17 protein-coding genes are annotated in these 16,586 nt (G+C 61.1%); 6 read left to right on the forward strand and 11 right to left on the reverse strand.

All coding sequences use genetic code 11. The annotated features are described in order from the left end of the window. Positions 1-38: 38 nt before the first annotated feature. A complete protein-coding gene (locus AACY19_RS21045; protein ID WP_339453557.1) occupies positions 39-1,226 on the reverse strand; it encodes an MFS transporter in 1,188 nt (395 codons plus the stop codon). Positions 1,227-1,317: 91 nt separating this feature from the next. Here AACY19_RS21045 and AACY19_RS21050 point away from each other — a divergent pair, with 91 nt between their 5' ends. Next, on the forward strand, positions 1,318-1,860 hold the full coding sequence (locus AACY19_RS21050; protein ID WP_339453558.1) for a TetR/AcrR family transcriptional regulator: 543 nt from the start codon (positions 1,318-1,320) through the stop codon (positions 1,858-1,860). A 177-nt stretch (positions 1,861-2,037) separates the two neighbouring features. Continuing rightward, positions 2,038-5,508 carry a hybrid sensor histidine kinase/response regulator gene (locus tag AACY19_RS21055; protein WP_339453559.1) on the forward strand — a complete coding sequence of 1,157 codons (3,471 nt, stop codon included), beginning with the start codon at positions 2,038-2,040 and terminating at the stop codon, positions 5,506-5,508. A 109-nt stretch (positions 5,509-5,617) separates the two neighbouring features. Here the strand turns inward: AACY19_RS21055 and rmuC are convergent, their stop codons facing one another. After that, positions 5,618-6,982, reverse strand: coding sequence for a DNA recombination protein RmuC (gene rmuC / locus AACY19_RS21060; protein ID WP_339453699.1), 1,365 nt, complete (start codon positions 6,980-6,982; stop codon positions 5,618-5,620). 175 nt (positions 6,983-7,157) lie between these two features. Next, positions 7,158-7,481 (reverse strand): sel1 repeat family protein, encoded by a 324-nt coding sequence (locus AACY19_RS21065; protein ID WP_339453560.1) that lies wholly within the window; start codon positions 7,479-7,481, stop codon positions 7,158-7,160. 288 nt (positions 7,482-7,769) lie between these two features. Here AACY19_RS21065 and AACY19_RS21070 point away from each other — a divergent pair, with 288 nt between their 5' ends. From AACY19_RS21070 to AACY19_RS21085, 4 genes are all read left to right on the forward strand, one after another. After that, entirely contained in the window at positions 7,770-8,006 is a 237-nt protein-coding gene (locus AACY19_RS21070; RefSeq protein ID WP_339453561.1) for a hypothetical protein, read from the forward strand. Positions 8,007-8,443: 437 nt separating this feature from the next. Then, positions 8,444-8,668 carry a hypothetical protein gene (locus tag AACY19_RS21075; RefSeq protein WP_108589715.1) on the forward strand — a complete coding sequence of 75 codons (225 nt, stop codon included), beginning with the start codon at positions 8,444-8,446 and terminating at the stop codon, positions 8,666-8,668. Between the two features lie 275 nt (positions 8,669-8,943). Continuing rightward, positions 8,944-9,426 (forward strand): hypothetical protein, encoded by a 483-nt coding sequence (locus tag AACY19_RS21080; protein WP_339453700.1) that lies wholly within the window; start codon positions 8,944-8,946, stop codon positions 9,424-9,426. Positions 9,427-9,572: 146 nt separating this feature from the next. Beyond that, a complete protein-coding gene (locus tag AACY19_RS21085; protein ID WP_339453562.1) occupies positions 9,573-10,844 on the forward strand; it encodes an OmpP1/FadL family transporter in 1,272 nt (423 codons plus the stop codon). Positions 10,845-11,045: 201 nt separating this feature from the next. Here AACY19_RS21085 and AACY19_RS21090 read toward each other — a convergent pair whose 3' ends face one another. The 8 genes from AACY19_RS21090 to cobU form a co-directional block, all read right to left on the reverse strand. Then, a complete protein-coding gene (locus AACY19_RS21090; RefSeq protein ID WP_339453563.1) occupies positions 11,046-11,606 on the reverse strand; it encodes a glutathione peroxidase in 561 nt (186 codons plus the stop codon). Positions 11,607-11,660: 54 nt separating this feature from the next. After that, a complete protein-coding gene (locus AACY19_RS21095; protein ID WP_339453564.1) occupies positions 11,661-11,783 on the reverse strand; it encodes a hypothetical protein in 123 nt (40 codons plus the stop codon). Next, positions 11,780-12,979: an MFS transporter gene (locus tag AACY19_RS21100; protein WP_339453701.1), complete on the reverse strand. Its 1,200-nt coding sequence runs from the start codon at positions 12,977-12,979 to the stop codon at positions 11,780-11,782. Before AACY19_RS21100 ends, AACY19_RS21095 begins: the two co-directional genes overlap by 4 nt. 62 nt (positions 12,980-13,041) lie before the next feature. Next, a complete protein-coding gene (locus AACY19_RS21105; protein ID WP_339453565.1) occupies positions 13,042-13,446 on the reverse strand; it encodes a MarR family winged helix-turn-helix transcriptional regulator in 405 nt (134 codons plus the stop codon). Positions 13,447-13,623: 177 nt separating this feature from the next. Then, entirely contained in the window at positions 13,624-14,355 is a 732-nt protein-coding gene (locus AACY19_RS21110; RefSeq protein WP_339453566.1) for an adenosylcobinamide-GDP ribazoletransferase, read from the reverse strand. Between the two features lies 1 nt (position 14,356). After that, a complete protein-coding gene (cobC, locus tag AACY19_RS21115; protein WP_339453567.1) occupies positions 14,357-14,932 on the reverse strand; it encodes an alpha-ribazole phosphatase family protein in 576 nt (191 codons plus the stop codon). Then, entirely contained in the window at positions 14,929-15,984 is a 1,056-nt protein-coding gene (gene cobT / locus AACY19_RS21120) for a nicotinate-nucleotide--dimethylbenzimidazole phosphoribosyltransferase (RefSeq protein ID WP_339453568.1), read from the reverse strand. Before cobT ends, cobC begins: the two co-directional genes overlap by 4 nt. Then, the gene (gene cobU / locus AACY19_RS21125; protein ID WP_339453569.1) at positions 15,981-16,502 is read right to left on the reverse strand and encodes a bifunctional adenosylcobinamide kinase/adenosylcobinamide-phosphate guanylyltransferase; all 522 of its coding nucleotides are present in this window, start codon (positions 16,500-16,502) and stop codon (positions 15,981-15,983) included. Before cobU ends, cobT begins: the two co-directional genes overlap by 4 nt. Positions 16,503-16,586 lie beyond the last annotated feature (84 nt).

The raw sequence follows: 16,586 nt of genomic DNA on the forward strand, positions 1-16,586 counted from the left end.
AGAAGAAGGCTGGGCAAGGCTAACCGAAAGCCCGCCGTTTAGGGAGCGCGGCACACTTGGGCGGCTGCCGGGCGCAGGCTCAGCAGCAGCGCGCCGACAGCCAATACGATCAAAGTCGCGCCGTAACCATCGGTGGTCGCCAGCAAACCGTAGTTGCGCGCCAGATGCCCGGCAAGCAACGCCGGCAGGCAGAACGCCAGGTAACTCAGCACGTAATACGCCGACATCAAACCCGCCCGCTCGTGGGGCAAGGCCAGCGGCACGAGGCTGCGCACGGCACCCAGGAAGCCCGAGCCGAAACCGCAACCGGCGACCAACGTGCCGAGGAAAAACAGCGCCAGACTGGCGCTGTGCACACCCAGCAGAATCAGCACCAACCCCACTGGCAGCAGGCTCGCGCCCAGTTGCAAGGTGCGCTTGGCGCTGCGGTTGCGCAGGGTGAAGATCATCAGCGCGCCGGTCACGGTCAGCGCCGCCACGGTGGCGCCGCCGATCAGATTGGAGGTCGAGCCGGTGGCGGTGCGCACCAACGACGGCGCCAGCGACGCATAGAAACCGCCGAGGGCCCAGGTCGCGGTGTTCAGCGGCAGCACGCGCCACAACGTCGAGCGCGCCTGGGTCGGTACATGCAGCGTCGGCCGCAACGAAGCCCATGCGCCGGGCTGTGGATTGACGCTTTCCGGCAAACGCCAGACGTACAGCGCCTGCAAGACAAACAATGCGAGCAGCAGACAGTAGGTGAGTTGCAGCGGCGCCGGGGCGAATTCCGCCAGCACGCCACAGCCCATCCCACCCAGCGCCATGCCCAACAGCGGTGCGACGCTGTTGATCAACGGCCCCTGCTGGCGATCCGTGTCGAGCAGCGTTGCACTCAGCACCGCCGTGGCCATGCCGGTGGCAAAACCTTGCAGCACCCGCGCGCCGATCAGCCACGCCACACTGTCGGCATAGATGAACAGCAGCATCGCCAGGGCATTGAGCAGCACCGCGCTGAAGATCACCGGTTTGCGCCCGAGGTGATCGGACAACGAGCCCACGGTCAATAACGCGGCTAACAGGCTGAAGGCGTAGACAGCGAAAATCAGGGTCAGCATGGCTGACGAAAACTGCAATTGATCCTGATAGAGATGGTAGAGCGGTGTCGGCGCGGTGGAGGCGGCGAGAAAACTCAGTAAAGTGATCGCCAGAAACCACAGGCTGAAACGGTTGGAAGCAAGGCTGGGCATGTGCACACTCCGCAAAAGCTAATTTTTTGCTTTTGTGGAGTGTGCTACCGCTCCGCGCTTAAAGCAAATTCTTTGTGTTAAGGTCTGCCCCATGGCTATTAAAGAAGGTTTACGCCCCGGTGGCCGCAGTGCCCGGGTTCAAGAGTCGATTCATTCGGCTGTCCGTGCGCTGTTGCAGGAACAGGAGCGCTCGGCCGTGACCGTTCCGCAGATCGCGGCACGGGCAGGCGTCACGCCGTCGACGATTTATCGTCGCTGGGGCGATCTGGCAGCGTTGCTGGCAGACGTCGCCCTCGCCCGCATGCGGCCGGACAGCGAGCCGGCGCAAACCGGCAGTCTGCGCAGCGATATTCGCGCCTGGGCCGAGCAATACCTTGACGAGATGAGCTCCGAGCCCGGGCGCAACATGATGCGTGATGTGCAGGCGAGTGCGACGCCGGGGTATTGCGTGACGATCATTGCCGCGCAGTTGCAGACGATCATTGAGCGGCATCCGAATGAAGCCGCGCCGAGTGTCGATCACCTGATCAATCTGGTGGTGGCGCCGGTGGTGTTCCGCATTCTGTTTTCGGCAGTGGCGCTGGAGGTGGATGAGCTTCATCGTCTGATCGATATTGCTTTGCAGCAGGACTGACGCCATCGCTGGCAGGCCAGCGATGAGGCCCTGCCAGTCACAACAAAAACCATCCGGTTCCCCACATGCGACACCCCGCCACGCCACGACCTTGGTCGACACTGACTAACCGCCCCGCGCGTGCGAGACTGTCCGCCCGGGCAGGAGTGCCGGGGAGTCTTCTGTCGGGAGTGTTGCATGTCGTTGTCCACCGGGCTGATCGCCGCCGTTGCCCTTGCCTACATGGCCATCATGTTCGCCATCGCCTTCTACGGCGACCGGCGCAGCGCGCCGTTGCCGCCGCGCATGCGTGCCTGGGTGTACAGCCTGTCGCTGGCGGTTTATTGCACCAGTTGGACATTCTTTGGCGCGGTCGGCCAGGCCGCCGAGCAATTGTGGTCATTCCTGCCGATTTACCTCGGGCCGATCCTGCTGTTGGTGGGTGCGCCGTGGGTGCTGCAAAAAATGGTGATGATCAGCAAACAGGAGAACATCACCTCCATCGCCGACTTCATCGCCGCGCGTTATGGCAAGTCGCAATCGCTGGCGGTGGTGGTCGCGCTGATCTGCCTGGTGGGCGTGTTGCCCTACATCGCTCTGCAACTCAAAGGCATTGTGCTCGGCGTGAACCTGCTGATCGGCGCCGGTGCAGACGCCATGGGCACCCGCGCCCAGGACACCGCACTGATCGTCTCGCTGGTGCTGGCGCTGTTCACCATTGTCTTCGGCACACGCAACCTCGACGCCACTGAACACCACCGTGGCATGGTGCTGGCGATTGCCTTCGAATCGCTGGTCAAGCTGTTCGCCTTTCTCGCCGTCGGCGCCTTCGTCACCTTTGGTCTGTATGACGGTTTCGACGACCTGTTCAATCAGGCGATGCTCGCCCCGCGCCTTGAGGAATACTGGCAAGAAACGATCAACTGGCCGTCGATGGTGGTACAGACCGGCGTGGCGATGATGGCGATTATCTGCCTGCCCCGGCAATTCCACGTCACCGTGGTGGAGAACATCGATCCGCAGGATCTGCGCCTGGCCAAGTGGGTGTTCCCCGCCTACCTCGCCTTGGCGGCGCTGTTTGTCGTGCCTATCGCGCTGGCCGGGCAGATGTTGCTGCCCAGCGATGTATTGCCCGACTCGTTCGTGATCAGCCTGCCGCTGGCGCAAGCCCATCCGGCGCTGGCTGTGCTGGCATTTATCGGCGGCGCGTCGGCGGCCACCGGCATGGTGATTGTTGCCAGCGTGGCGCTGTCGACCATGGTGTCGAATGACATGCTGCTGCCGTGGTTGCTGCGGCGCAACAATGCCGAGCGGCCGTTCGAAGTGTTCCGCCAGTGGATGCTGTCGGTGCGACGAGTGAGCATCGTGGTGATTTTGTTGCTGGCCTACGTCAGCTATCGCTTGCTCGGCTCGACCGCTAGCCTGGCGACCATCGGCCAGATCGCTTTCGCCGCCGTCACCCAACTGGCACCGGCGATGCTCGGCGCGCTGTACTGGAAACAGGCCAACCGTCGCGGCGTGTTTGCCGGCCTCGCCGCCGGTACTTTCCTGTGGTTCTACACGCTGATTCTGCCGATTGCCGCGCACAGTCTCGGCTGGTCGCTGAGCAGTTTCCCGGGGCTTGCGTGGTTGCACAGTAACCCGCTGAACCTGCCGATTTCGCCGCTGACCCAAGGCGTGGTGCTGTCGCTGGCCGGTAACTTCACGTTGTTCGCCTGGGTTTCGGTGCTGTCGCGCACACGGGTGTCGGAGCACTGGCAAGCCGGGCGTTTCATCGGTCAGGAAATCAGCGCGCGCCCGAGTGCGCGCTCGATGCTCGCGGTGCAGATCAACGATTTACTGCAACTGGCTGCACGCTTTGTCGGTGAGGAACGCGCGCGCCAGAGCTTCATCCGTTTCGCTTACCGCCAAGGTAAAGGTTTCAACCCGAACCAGAATGCCGACGGCGAGTGGATCGCCCATACCGAGCGCTTGCTGGCCGGTGTGCTCGGCGCTTCTTCGACGCGCGCGGTGGTAAAAGCCGCCATCGAAGGTCGGGAAATGCAACTGGAGGATGTCGTCCGAATCGCTGACGAAGCCTCGGAAGTGCTGCAATTCAACCGCGCCCTGCTGCAAGGCGCGATTGAAAACATCACCCAGGGCATCAGCGTGGTCGACCAGTCACTGAAACTGGTGGCCTGGAACCGTCGCTATCTGGAGCTGTTCAACTATCCCGATGGTTTGATCAGCGTCGGTCGACCGATTGCCGACATCATTCGCTACAACGCCGAACGCGGTCTGTGCGGCCCCGGCGAAGCGGAGGTTCACGTTGCGCGACGTCTGCACTGGATGCGCCAAGGCCGCGCGCACACTTCGGAACGGCTGTTCCCCAACGGGCGGGTGATTGAGCTGATCGGCAACCCGATGCCCGGCGGCGGCTTCGTCATGAGTTTCACCGACATCACCGCGTTCCGCGAAGCCGAACAGGCGCTGACCGAGGCCAACGAAGGGCTGGAGCAACGAGTCAGCGAGCGCACGCAGGAACTGTCGCAACTCAACGTCGCGCTGACCGAAGCCAAGGGCACCGCCGAGGCGGCAAACCAGTCGAAAACCCGTTTCCTCGCCGCCGTCAGCCATGACCTGATGCAGCCCCTGAACGCGGCACGACTGTTCTCCGCCGCCCTCTCCCACCAGGACGACGGACTGAGCAGCGAGGCACAGAAACTGGTGCAGCATCTGGACAGCTCACTGCGCTCGGCCGAGGATTTGATCAGCGATCTGCTGGACATCTCGCGCCTGGAAAACGGCAAGATCAACCCGGATCGCAAGCCGTTTGCGCTCAACGAACTGTTCGATATTCTCGGCGCCGAATTCAAGGCGCTGGCGCAAGAACAAGGCCTGACCTTCCGCGTGCGCGGCAGTCACCTGCGCATCGACAGCGACAGCAAATTACTGCGGCGGATTCTGCAGAACTTCCTGACCAATGCGTTCCGCTACGCCAAGGGCCCGGTGCTGCTGGGCGTGCGTCGGCGTGGGCAAGAGTTGTCGCTGGAAGTATGGGATCGCGGGCCAGGCATTGCGCAGGACAAACTGCAGGTGATTTTCGAGGAATTCAAACGCCTCGACAGTCACCAGACCCGCGCCGAAAAAGGCCTGGGGCTTGGCTTGGCGATTGCCGATGGTTTGTGCCGCGTACTCGGTCATACGTTACGGGTGCGTTCGTCGCCGGGGCGCGGCAGTGTGTTCAGCGTCAGCGTGCCGTTGGCCCCGACGCAAACCGTGCCGGTCAGCACCGCTGTTGAGTTGAATGGCAAGTTGCTGGGCGGCGCGCAGGTACTGTGCATCGATAACGAAGACAGCATTCTGATCGGCATGAACAGTCTCTTGAGTCGCTGGGGCTGCCAGGTGTGGACGGCGCGCAACCGCGAAGAATGCGCCGCACTGTTGAATGACGGCGTGCGCCCGCAACTGGCGCTGGTTGACTATCACCTCGATCACGGCGATACCGGTACCGAATTGATGGCGTGGTTGCGCACGACGCTGGGCGAGCCGGTACCGGGCGTGGTGATCAGTGCAGATGGGCGGCCGGAGACGGTGGCGCTGGTGCATGCGGCGGGGCTGGATTATCTGGCCAAACCGGTGAAACCGGCGGCATTGCGGGCGTTATTGAGCCGGTATGTGCCATTGTAGGTGCTGACTTCACTGACGTCTTCGCGAGCAAGCCCGCTCCCACAGGGGAACGTATTTCAACCTGTGGGAGCGGGCTTGCTCCGGGCGGCGATCCGACGAAGTTTTTGGGCTACTCGGGAAGTTCGACGAGACCATCAACATCGGTCATCGCCCGCTCCAGCAAATCCGCGGGCAAGCTCTTGCTCGCCCGCGCACCCAGCAACTTGAGTTGTTCACTGCGGCTGACCAGGTTACCGCGCCCTTCGGTCAACTTGTTTCGCGCCGAGCTGTAGGCTTTATCCAGTTGCTGCAGGCGATTACCGACCTCGTCCAGATCCTGAATGAACAACACAAACTTGTCGTACAGCCACCCGGCGCGCTCGGCGATTTCCCGGGCGTTCTGGCTTTGTCGTTCCTGCTTCCACAGGCTGTCGATCACCCGCAACGTGGCCAGCAAGGTGGTGGGGCTGACGATGACGATGTTGCGGTCGAACGCTTCCTGAAACAGTGCCGGCTCGGCCTGCAGAGCGGCGGAAAACGCTGCCTCGATGGGCACGAACAGCAAAACGAAATCGAGGCTGTGCAGCCCCTCCAGACGTTTGTAATCCTTGCCGGCCAGGCCTTTGACGTGATTACGCAAGGACAGCACGTGCTGCTTGATCGCAATTTGGCCCAGGGTGTCGTCGTCTGCCGCGACGTATTGCTGATACGCGGTCAGGCTGACCTTCGAATCGACCACCACCTGCTTGTCGCCCGGCAGGTAAATGATCACGTCCGGCTGGAAACGCTCGCCGTCCGGGCCCTTGAGGTTGACCTGCGTCTGGTACTCGCGCCCTTTCTCCAGGCCCGCGTGTTCGAGTACGCGCTCAAGGATCAACTCGCCCCAGTTACCCTGGGTCTTCTGGCCTTTCAGCGCACGGGTCAGATTGGTCGCCTCGTCGCTCAGGCGCAGATTGAGCGCCTGCAAGCGCTCCAGTTCCTTCGCCAGCGAAAAGCGTTCGCGCGCCTCGGCCTGATAGCTTTCTTCCACGCGTTTTTCGAAGGATTGAATGCGCTCTTTCAGCGGATCGAGCAACTGCCCCAAACGCTGTTGACTGGTCTCGGCAAAGCGCTGCTCACGCTCATCGAAGATCTTTGCGGCCAGTTCGGCGAATTGCGCGCGCAGCTCATCGCGCGAGCCTTGCAGGTCATTGAGGCGCTGTTGATGGCTTTCCTGTTGCTCGCGCAGTTCGGCGCTCAACGAGGCTGCCTGCGCGTCGAGACGGCGCAGTTCGGCTTCCTTGTTGCCGCGCTCGATGTTCCACGCGTGGGAGGCATCGCGGGCGTCGTCGCGTTCGATTTGCAGGAGCTCGACTTCGCGGCGCAAAGCCGCCAGATCCGCCTGTTTGGCGGCGTTAGCCTGACCCAGGTCGGCGACCTCATCGCGGCTGGCATCCAGTTGCGCCGTGAGTCCGTCCTGCGCCAGTTGTGCCATCGCCAGGCGCTCTTCGAGCAGCGCCACCTCGGCCTGGCCGTTGCTCGCCCGACGTTGCAGTTGCCAGGCCAGCGCCAACAGCGGCAACCCCGCCCCTGCGAGACCGAGCAACACGCTGGTCAAGTCCATAGCCATAGCGACTCCTGCCGATCTTATAAAGCCTGAAGGTTAACCAAGGTGTCAGGGCTTGGACAGCTCAGTCTTCGATCAGACCGAGTTCCTGTTGCGCACGCACGTCGCCAGCGCGGGCAGCCTGGCGCAACAGGTCCTGACCGATGCGACGATCGCGGGCGTTGCCGCATTCACGGCACATCAACTGGCCGAGGCGGCTTTGGGCGACGACCACACCTTCGCGTGCCGGCTGCTTGAGCAGGCGTCCGGCGAGGTGCTTGGCGTTATGGCTATCACTCAAGCGCGGGCTGTCGAGCAGCCATTCGGCCACGCGCACGGAAAATCGCTTGGGGCTGGTAACACGCGGGGGTTGTGAGGTAACAGAGTCTGATACTGAGCGAAACTTCATAAAGCACTGTGGGACAGATCGGAAGGCGCGCCACTCTACTCTCTTTTTCTTACAGGTAAAGTCGAAAAATTACCCGGCACGCCCGTCCTAGAGCAAGCGCTAGGGACAATCCACAGAAGCTGTGGATAACTCAGTGGACAACCGCCCTTCAACCCTCGCAAAGCCTTGTGGAATGGGGCTCGCAGTCAAACTGACGATTTTTTCACCAACAAAAAAATGCGATGTTTTTCATTGACTTAAACTTTTGAAACAGGCAGCCATCGCGGTCAGGATTGATATGACAGCGCCGTGACAGCCCGCGCCACTAATGTGCACAAGTACCTGTTACCCGGTTATATCGCTGCGCTTTTTCGGGTCGTTTTCATTCTCTATCTGGGGATAAGCAAGCCTGTGGCGCTGCTTGATGAAGAATTCTTCACCGACAGACGGTCGAGAAACGAGCCAATCCAGGGCGTATGCGAGAAGCTGAAAGCAGAACGCAGGCGCGACGGCAATCTTTTCCACATTCGATTTGCTTTGCTGTAATCGATCCGTTAGTATCCGCGGCGTTAGTACCAAGCTGAAAGTCAATTCCGGTCGAACACCTCCCCACGGTCAACCTTCCTTCAGGAAGCCTTCACCGAAAAAAGCGGGAACGACCCCTCGATGGTTTCCAGGTAAATCTTGCGACAACACTGCCTTTGAATGATGCAAAGGGTGTTGCGAAGACCACTTACTCTGACCGAACCAGCCTGCAAATTGATCAGGATCTTCACCCCGGGCCCAGAACCTTTGCCCTCGTTGTGATGCCTGCCCTCCTAAGTACCTACCTGCCAGCCCAAGCGCGCCAATTTATCAGCGCTTCAAACTGGCTGCTTTGTTCCAGTCGGGTTCTTCGTTCGATCAATGGTGATCGACGTTACTGGAACGTTTTAACGTTGCACGGTTCTTATCCGTGTCATTTGTAGGAACACCTAATAACTATGTCTACTCAAATCCAGACTCAGGATGCCATTCGCACCCTAACCAACGCTTTTGCACCAATGAACTGCCTGATCATGGCCGCTCGCAAAGGCTGCTTCAGCTTCACCGTGGTCAATGAACACGGGATCGCCCGCCACAGCGAGCGTCTGTACCCAGATCAATACTCCAGCGCCGAACCGCTGCAGGCCGTGATCGACCGTACACGTCAGGCACTGGTTGCCTGAAAGCCGAAAAGGCCGCAAAAGCAAAAGCCTCGCATAAAAATGCGGGGCTTTTTATTGCCCGATGTTTCACCTTTTTACCCTCGCGCTTAAGCACCGTCGGATATAAGGGCTATAACTCGAAGCCGGAAATATTTTAAAAACAGACCTTTACGCTTCGAATATGACACTACACTTGAACTCAAGCGGCATGATCCGCTTGCGGCGAGCCTGAGTCGATCCACTGCTGCCAAGGCCCCTTCAGGACTCGCCGATCAATGACAAGATCCGAGGGCTTTATGGGTATCGCTGCCAGCGAACTGTGCCGCTATGTGATTCGTCCTACATTGATTTATCTGGGACGCCACTGTGCAACCGCCGAATCCCTGTTGCTGGGCATCGCCGCCAGCCAATCCGCCCTCGGGTCCGCCCTGCATGACCGCCGTGGTCACGGGCTGTACCGCATTGCCGAGCATCGCCATCAGGCCGTGTGGGACGACTATCTGGCGCTCGATCCGGAACGCGCCAGCCTGGTTCGCGGTCTCGCCAGCCAGCATGCTTTCCTGAGTGGTCCGCACCTCGAATTGACCGTTAACCTGCGTTACGCCACTGCCATTGCCTGGCTGCTGGTGGAAGAACAAAACCCCACCCTCCCCGACCCCGACGATTTGCTCGGTATGGCGCGCATCTGGCGCCAGACTTTCCATCCTCAGGGTCGCCTGCGTGATTTCACCTGCGCGTGGCAAACCTGTGTTTCACCGTTGAATCAGGTCGCCTGCTGACTGACCGGTTTCGGAAGTTCTTCCAACAGGTCGCAATTCTGGTCGGATTGTCCTACAAAACCGCTCTAACTCAAGCTATACGGACTATAGCGCTGGGACGAAAATGTTGGTAATTTTCGCCCCGGTGATCACCAGGAGTTCTAATAATGAAAAAAGTAATGCTCAAAACCACCCTTAGCCTCGCCGTTGCCATGGCATCCACGCAGATTTTCGCCGCTGGCTTTGCCATCAACGAACACAGCATTAGCGGGATGGGGACGGGTTACGCCGGGCGATCTTCTTCTGCCGACGACGCAAGCACTGTTTATGGCAACCCTGCCGGCATGTCGCGCCTCAAGCGCGAACAAGTCACCGGCGGTGTTGCATTTCTCGATGCCAAGACCGATATCAGCGATGCCAGCTCCAGCCCTAACGGCGGCAGCAACAAAGGCGACATGGTGCCCTTCACCTCCGTACCTATGGGCTTCTACGTCAAACCGATTGATGATCACTGGGCATTCGGCCTCGGCGTATACGTACCGTTCGGCCTGATCACCGACTACGAAAACGGCTTTGCCGGCCGTTACTTCGGCAGCAAGTCCGAAGTACAAGTCATCACCTTCCAACCGACCGTCAGCTATGCCTTCAACGACAAGGTGTCGATCGGTTTCGGCCCGACCATCAACCGCATCGACGGTTCGCTGGAGTCCAACCTGTCGATCACTCAGGCCCTGCCGGACGGCAAGGTCAAGATCAAGGGTGATGACACCGCACTGGGCTACAACGTCGGTCTGCTGGTACAAGCCACCGACAGCACTCGCGTCGGTCTGACCTACCACTCGAAAGTCGACTACAAGCTGGAAGGCGATACCAAGGTCAACTACAACGCGCTGGCCCTGGTCGGTCTGGGCGCCAGCCAGAAGTACGACGCTTCGCTGAAAATCACTACACCTGAATCGGTCGACCTCTCGGTGACCCAGGCGATCAACGATCGGTGGAACGTCTACGCTGGTACCACCTGGACCCGCTGGAGCCAACTGGAAAAGATCACGGTCAAGAACTCCGGTGTACAGCCGCTGCTGGCTGGCCAGTTCGGCGAGATCACCGAAGACCAGAACTGGCACGACTCGTGGGCTTACGCCGTGGGTACTTCGTATCAGTTGAACAAGGAATGGGTCCTGCGCACCGGTCTGACCTTCGACCAGTCGCCGACCAACAACGTCGACCGTTCGCCGCGTATCCCGACTGGCGACCGTACCATCTTCAGCATCGGTGCCGGCTGGAGCCCGACCGAAGACCTGACCATCGACGTTGCGTACTCGTACCTGAAGGAAGAGTCGGTCAACATCCGCAACCAGAACGACCGTGGCCAGAGCTACAACTCCAAGTATGAAAACTCGGCAAACGGTTTCGGTGTCGGCGCGACCTACCGCTTCTGATGCTGCAGGGCGAGGCTGATCCCTCGCCCACCAAAAAGCCCCGCTCTCTTTGCAGAAAGCGGGGCTTTTTTATGCCTGAACTCAACACTGAACCCCTTGTGGGAGCGGGCTTGCTCGCGAACGCGGTTTGTCATCTAACAAAGATGCTGACTGATGCACCGCATCCGCGAGCAAGCCCGCCCCTACCCAAAGCACAGCGCATTATGGCTTCAAGGGTTTGGAGGCGATGGCTTTTTCGATCGCGGCGATGAGTTCCGGATCGTCCGGCTTGGTCAGGCTGGAAAAACTGGCAATGACCTTGCCCTGGCGATCCACCACGTACTTGTAGAAATTCCATTTCGGCGCACTGCTTTGTGCGGCCAGTACCTGAAACAGGTGCGTGGCGTCATCACCGCGAACCTTCTGCGGCTCGGTCATGGCGAATGTCACGCCGTAGTTGGCGTAGCAGACTTTGGCAGTCTCGGCGCTGTCCTTGGACTCTTGCTTGAAGTCATTGGACGGCACGCCGAGCATTTCCAGGCCTTGCGATTCGTAGCGCTTATGCAGCGCCTCAAGACCTTCGAACTGCGGTGCAAAACCACAGAAACTGGCCGTGTTGACCACCACCAGCGGTTTGTCGGCGTACTGCTTGCACAGGTCGATGGATTCCTTGGCCCGCAATTTAGGCAAGGAACCTTGCAACACTTCCGGGCACTCAGCGGCCTGGGCCAGACCAGTCAACGTCATCAGCAACGCGGGAACAGCACACCAGCGCATCAGCATGTCGGGCATCCTTGAGAAGTCGTCAGATTTCGACGTTACTCGCGATACCTGTTTCTAGCAAATGCTCATGCCCAACTGCATCAAAGCCAGGCCGCCCTGCTGCCAGCCCCACCACACCAGCGCCAGCAGCGCGGCGCCGAGTGCGGTGAAGGCCAATCGTGGCCAGATTCGGTTCATGCGGCGCTCGCAGCGGTTTGCAAACGCGCGACCGGACGCTCGCGCACCGGCCAGTTCAACGCGGCCGCCAACAGACTCAACAGAATCGCCACCTGCCAGATCAAGTCATAATTCCCGGTTCGGTCATACACCACCCCGCCCAGCCAGCCGCCGAGGAACGAGCCAAGCTGGTGGAACAGGAACACGATACCGCCGAGCATGGACAAATTGCGCACACCGAACAAGGTCGCCACCGTACCGTTGGTCAACGGCACCGTCGACAGCCACAAGAAGCCCATCGCCATGCCGAACAGATAGGCCGACGTGGTGGTTACCGGCAGCCACAGGAACAGCACAATCACCACCGCTCGCAACAGATACAAAGCGGTGAGCAAGCGTGGTTTGGACATACGCCCGCCCAACCATCCCGCTGTGTAGGTGCCGAAGATATTGAACAGGCCGATCAGCGCCAGCACCGTAGTGCCGACGCTGGCCGGCAAGTGCTGATCGACCAGATACGCCGGCAAGTGCACGCCGATGAACACCACTTGAAATCCGCAGACAAAAAAACCGAACGCCAGCAGCCAGAATCCTGAATGCGAGCAGGCTTCACGCAACGCTTCGGACAGGGTTTGTTCATGGCCGAGCACCGGCAGCGGCTTGTCCTTGAGCATGCTCACCAGTGGCACGATCAGCGCGACCAGCAGGCCCAGCACCAACAACGCCGCCGACCAGCCGAGCCAGCCGATCAGCCCGAGGGTGCCAGGCAACATGGCGAACTGACCGAAGGAGCCGGCAGCACTGGCAATGCCCATGCCCATGCTGCGTTTCTCTGGCGGCACCGCACGGCCGACGACGCCGAGGATCACCGAGAACGAGGTGCCAGACAGGCCGATACCGATCAGCAAACCGGCACTCAGCGACAACGTCACCGCCGAATCCGACAAGCCCATGCACACCAGGCCGGCGGCATAGAGGACTCCACCGATCAGCACCACTTTCGCCGCACCGAAGCGATCAGCCAGCGCCCCGGTAAACGGCTGCGCCAGGCCCCAGATCAGGTTCTGCAGGGCGATGGCGAAGGCAAACACCTCGCGGCCCCAACCGAATTGCGCGCTCATCGGTGACAGGAACAGGCCGAAGCCATGCCGCACACCCAACGACAACGCAAGAATCAGCGCACTGCCGACCAATACCCAACCGCACGCACGCCACATCGATGTCATTCTTGTTCTCCAGTCGCGGGTATATACCCGCTTGAGGTCGGAAAAACCGGCCGTTACGCCAGTTCGTCCAGCAATTTGAGCAAGGTTTCACGCTTCTCGGCGCCCAGGCGATCAATCAACCGCTGTTGCGCCGCTTCCCAGGCAGGCAGTGCTGCGGCCAGCCGTTGCTCGCCGGTTTCGGTGAGCTTGACGATGCGGTTACGCATGTCCTCGCCCTCGGCCAGCGCGACCAGCCCTTCGCCTTCCAGCACCCGCAGATTGCGCCCCAGGGTGCTGCGGTCCAGCCCCATCGCTTCGGCGAGTTCCGAGATGCTCGGTTGGTCGAGGCGTTGCAGATTGCACAGCAGAGAATACTGGGCAACGTTAATCCCGAAGCCATCGAGAGCGCCGTCATAATGCCTGCTGACGCCACGAGCGGCGCGACGCAGGTTGGTGCACAAACACTGAGAAGGAAGCATGATGCGTGTATATACCCGCGACTGTGTTAAATCAAGTTACAGATGAGTTTACCCAAGATTATTCGGCGTCTGTCAGACCGCCTTCGTAAGCAAGCCCGCCCCCACATCAGACCACATTCCCAACGAGGGAGCGGGCTTGCTCGCGAAGGGGCCGGCACCGCCGATACAAAACAACTGTCAGGCCAGTGCCAATCCCGCTAATACCACCATCTCCAGCACTTCCAGCAACGCCCCCGCCGTATCGCCGGTCGTCCCGCCCAGCCGCCGCATCATCACCCGGCGCAGCCAGACAAACACAACGAGCGAAATCACCAGCGCAACAACCGCGCCAAACCCGGCGATCAACACGCAGCCCAGCGCAGTCGCGCCCAACACCCACCAACCGGCCTTGCGCGGCAAATGGTCCGCCAACGCTTGCCCCAACCCACCGGTACGCACATACGGCGTCGTCAGAAACAACCCCAACAGCGCCGTCCGCCCGAGCAGCGGCACAATGATCAACGCCAACCCGTGCCCCTGCTCGATCAACGCCAGCAGCGCAGCGAACTTGAGCAGCAACACCAGCACCAGCGTCACCACCGCAATCGGCCCGCTGCGTGGGTCCTTCATGATAGTCAGCGTGCGTTCGCGATCACCGAAGCCGCCCAGCCAGGCATCGGCGCTGTCGGCCAGACCGTCGAGGTGCAGCGCACCGCTGAGCAGCACCCACACCGTCAACAGCAGCGCCGCGTGCAGCAGCAAAGGCGCGCCGCTCAATACCAGGTTCACCCCCCACAGGATGAGGCCGAACAGCAAGCCCACCAGCGGATAAAACAGCAGTGAACGGCCCAGTTGATCCGGCTCTGGCATGCCCGGCAAACGAATCGGCAGGCTGCTGAGAAACTGCAAGGCGATCCACAGCGGCAGCATCTTAGTGACCTTCCTTGAGCGAGCCTTCGGCCTCGACGGTAAGCGCAAACAACGCACCATGAGCGACCTCGACATTGAGCAACTGTTCGCGGGGCAAGCCGCGCGCTTGAGCCAGCAACAAGCGCATCACCCCCCCATGGCTGATCAGCAGAACGCGCTCACCGGCATACGCCGCCTGCAGTCGGGCAACCGCAGTCAGCACCCGCGCCGAGAACGCGCTGACCGGTTCACCCTGAGGCGGCGTGAACGAGTAAGGATCGGCCCAGAACAGCCCCAACGCCTGCGCATCGGTCTCCATCAGCGCCGCCGCGCTCTGTCCTTCCCACGCACCGAAATGCAGCTCTTGCAGATCCTTTTCCAGTTGCACCGGCAAATCGAGTTGCTCACCCAGTTCTGCGGCGAACCGCGCGCACCGTTGCAACGGCGAGCTGACCAGCCGATCCCACGGCCCGCCATCAATCACCGCCGCGCGCATCTGCGCCCAGCCCTTTTCGGTCAGCGCATCGTCGAGGCTGCCACGCAGGCCACCGCCGAGTTCGGTTTCACCGTGGCGCAACAGATCCAGGCGCAAGGTCATGCCGGACGATCCGCCACGGCCGCCTCGGCGAAGGTCGCCATCTGCCCGTGCAGGTCGCAGGCCAGACGCAACAGCGGCACCGCCAGCGCCGCCCCGCTGCCCTCACCCAGACGCAGATCCAGTTCCAGCAAGGGCTCGGCTTTCAGGGTTTCGAGGACATGCCGATGGCCCGGCTCGGCACCGCGATGACCGAACAGCAGCCACTCACGGCAAGCCGGATTCAAGCGTACCGCGACCAGCGCGGCGACCGTGCAGATGAAACCGTCGACCATCACCGCGACGCCTTCCTGCGCCGCGGCCACATAAGCGCCGACCAGCGCAGCGATTTCAAAACCGCCGAGATTGAACAGCGTCTGCAAGACCTCCCCGCGTTGCGCCGAGTGCAGCGCCAGCGCGCGCTCGATCACGTGCGCCTTGTGGCTGACACCCTCGGCATTCAGACCCGTGCCCGGGCCGGTCAAATGCGCCACCGGGCAATCGAGCAAGGCACACGCCAGCGCACTGGCCGCCGTGGTGTTGCCGATGCCCATTTCACCGCCAATGAATAGCTGTGCGCCGGCCGCTTTCGCGCGCAGAACGCTATCACGACCTGCCTGTAATGCGAGCCCGCCCTGCGCCTCGGTCATCGCCGACTCTTTGGCGAAATTCGCCGTGCCCAGGCCAATGTTCAAATGACGCACGCCCGGCAGGTTCAGCGCCGGCGTCACGGTACCCAGGTCGACCACTTCGAGTTCGGCACCGAGCTGGCGCGCCAAAACGCTGATCGCTGCGCCGCCGCTGACGAAGTTCAGTAGCATCTGCCCGGTGACTGCCTGTGGGAACGCCGAAACCCCTTCGGCGACAACGCCGTGATCGCCAGCGAAAATCGCGATCCAGACCTGCTCCAGCGTCGGTTTGACCTGGCCCTGCAGGCCGGCCAGTTGCACCGCAGCCGATTCCAGCCGCCCCAGCGAACCCGACGGTTTGGTCAGTTGCTGCTGGCGGGCCGCCGCTTGTTCGACGACAGCGGCATTCACCGGTTTGCAGGGGTTGAGCCACCACGATTGAGTCATAACGCAGATCCTTTCAGAGTCAGGGGCAAGCCGGCGACGGTCAGGACAACACGCTGACAGCGCCCGGCCAGAGCTTGATGCAGCCAACCGGCTTCATCGACGTAGCGGCGAGTCAATTCGCCCAGCGGCACGACACCCATCCCGGTCTCGTTGCTGACAAAAATGATTTCACCCGGCAGCGTAGCCAGGCATTCGAGCAGGGCTTCGCGCTCGGCGGCGAGGCGTTCGGCGTCGTCGAGCATCAGCAGATTAGTCAGCCACAGGGTCAGGCAATCGACCAACAGGCAACGCTCGGCACTCGCGTTTTCACGCAGGACGCGGGCCAGTTGCAGCGGTTCTTCGATCAGCGCCCATTCGCCCGGACGACGGGCGCGGTGATGGGCAACGCGCTCGTTCATCTCGCCATCGAGTGGTTGGCTGGTGGCAATGTAGGTGACCGCGAGGTTGCTTTCGCTGGCGAGTTTTTCCGCCAGACGACTTTTGCCGGAGCGGGCGCCGCCGAGGATCAGTTGGAGCATGGAGGCATCCTGAATTTTATGTGTTGAGTCGACTGGCCTATTCGCGGGCAAGCCCGCTCCCACAGGGGGCAGGTGTTTCAATAG

Origin of the sequence: Pseudomonas sp. EA_5y_Pfl2_R50 (assembly GCF_963970475.1) — a bacterium.
Classification (GTDB): Bacteria; Pseudomonadota; Gammaproteobacteria; order Pseudomonadales; family Pseudomonadaceae; genus Aquipseudomonas.

Coding starts and splice junctions, on each gene's coding strand:
- AACY19_RS21045 (WP_339453557.1), bottom strand. CDS start 1,226: ATGCCCAGCCTTGCTTCCAACCGTTTCAGCCTGTGGTTTCTGGCGATC.
- AACY19_RS21050 (WP_339453558.1), top strand. CDS start 1,318: ATGGCTATTAAAGAAGGTTTACGCCCCGGTGGCCGCAGTGCCCGGGTT.
- AACY19_RS21055 (WP_339453559.1), top strand. CDS start 2,038: ATGTCGTTGTCCACCGGGCTGATCGCCGCCGTTGCCCTTGCCTACATG.
- AACY19_RS21065 (WP_339453560.1), bottom strand. CDS start 7,481: ATGAAGTTTCGCTCAGTATCAGACTCTGTTACCTCACAACCCCCGCGT.
- AACY19_RS21075 (WP_108589715.1), top strand. CDS start 8,444: ATGTCTACTCAAATCCAGACTCAGGATGCCATTCGCACCCTAACCAAC.
- AACY19_RS21080 (WP_339453700.1), top strand. CDS start 8,944: ATGGGTATCGCTGCCAGCGAACTGTGCCGCTATGTGATTCGTCCTACA.
- AACY19_RS21085 (WP_339453562.1), top strand. CDS start 9,573: ATGAAAAAAGTAATGCTCAAAACCACCCTTAGCCTCGCCGTTGCCATG.
- AACY19_RS21090 (WP_339453563.1), bottom strand. CDS start 11,606: ATGCTGATGCGCTGGTGTGCTGTTCCCGCGTTGCTGATGACGTTGACT.
- AACY19_RS21095 (WP_339453564.1), bottom strand. CDS start 11,783: ATGAACCGAATCTGGCCACGATTGGCCTTCACCGCACTCGGCGCCGCG.
- AACY19_RS21100 (WP_339453701.1), bottom strand. CDS start 12,979: ATGTGGCGTGCGTGCGGTTGGGTATTGGTCGGCAGTGCGCTGATTCTT.
- AACY19_RS21105 (WP_339453565.1), bottom strand. CDS start 13,446: ATGCTTCCTTCTCAGTGTTTGTGCACCAACCTGCGTCGCGCCGCTCGT.
- AACY19_RS21110 (WP_339453566.1), bottom strand. CDS start 14,355: ATGCTGCCGCTGTGGATCGCCTTGCAGTTTCTCAGCAGCCTGCCGATT.
- cobC (WP_339453567.1), bottom strand. CDS start 14,932: ATGACCTTGCGCCTGGATCTGTTGCGCCACGGTGAAACCGAACTCGGC.
- cobT (WP_339453568.1), bottom strand. CDS start 15,984: ATGACTCAATCGTGGTGGCTCAACCCCTGCAAACCGGTGAATGCCGCT.
- cobU (WP_339453569.1), bottom strand. CDS start 16,502: ATGCTCCAACTGATCCTCGGCGGCGCCCGCTCCGGCAAAAGTCGTCTG.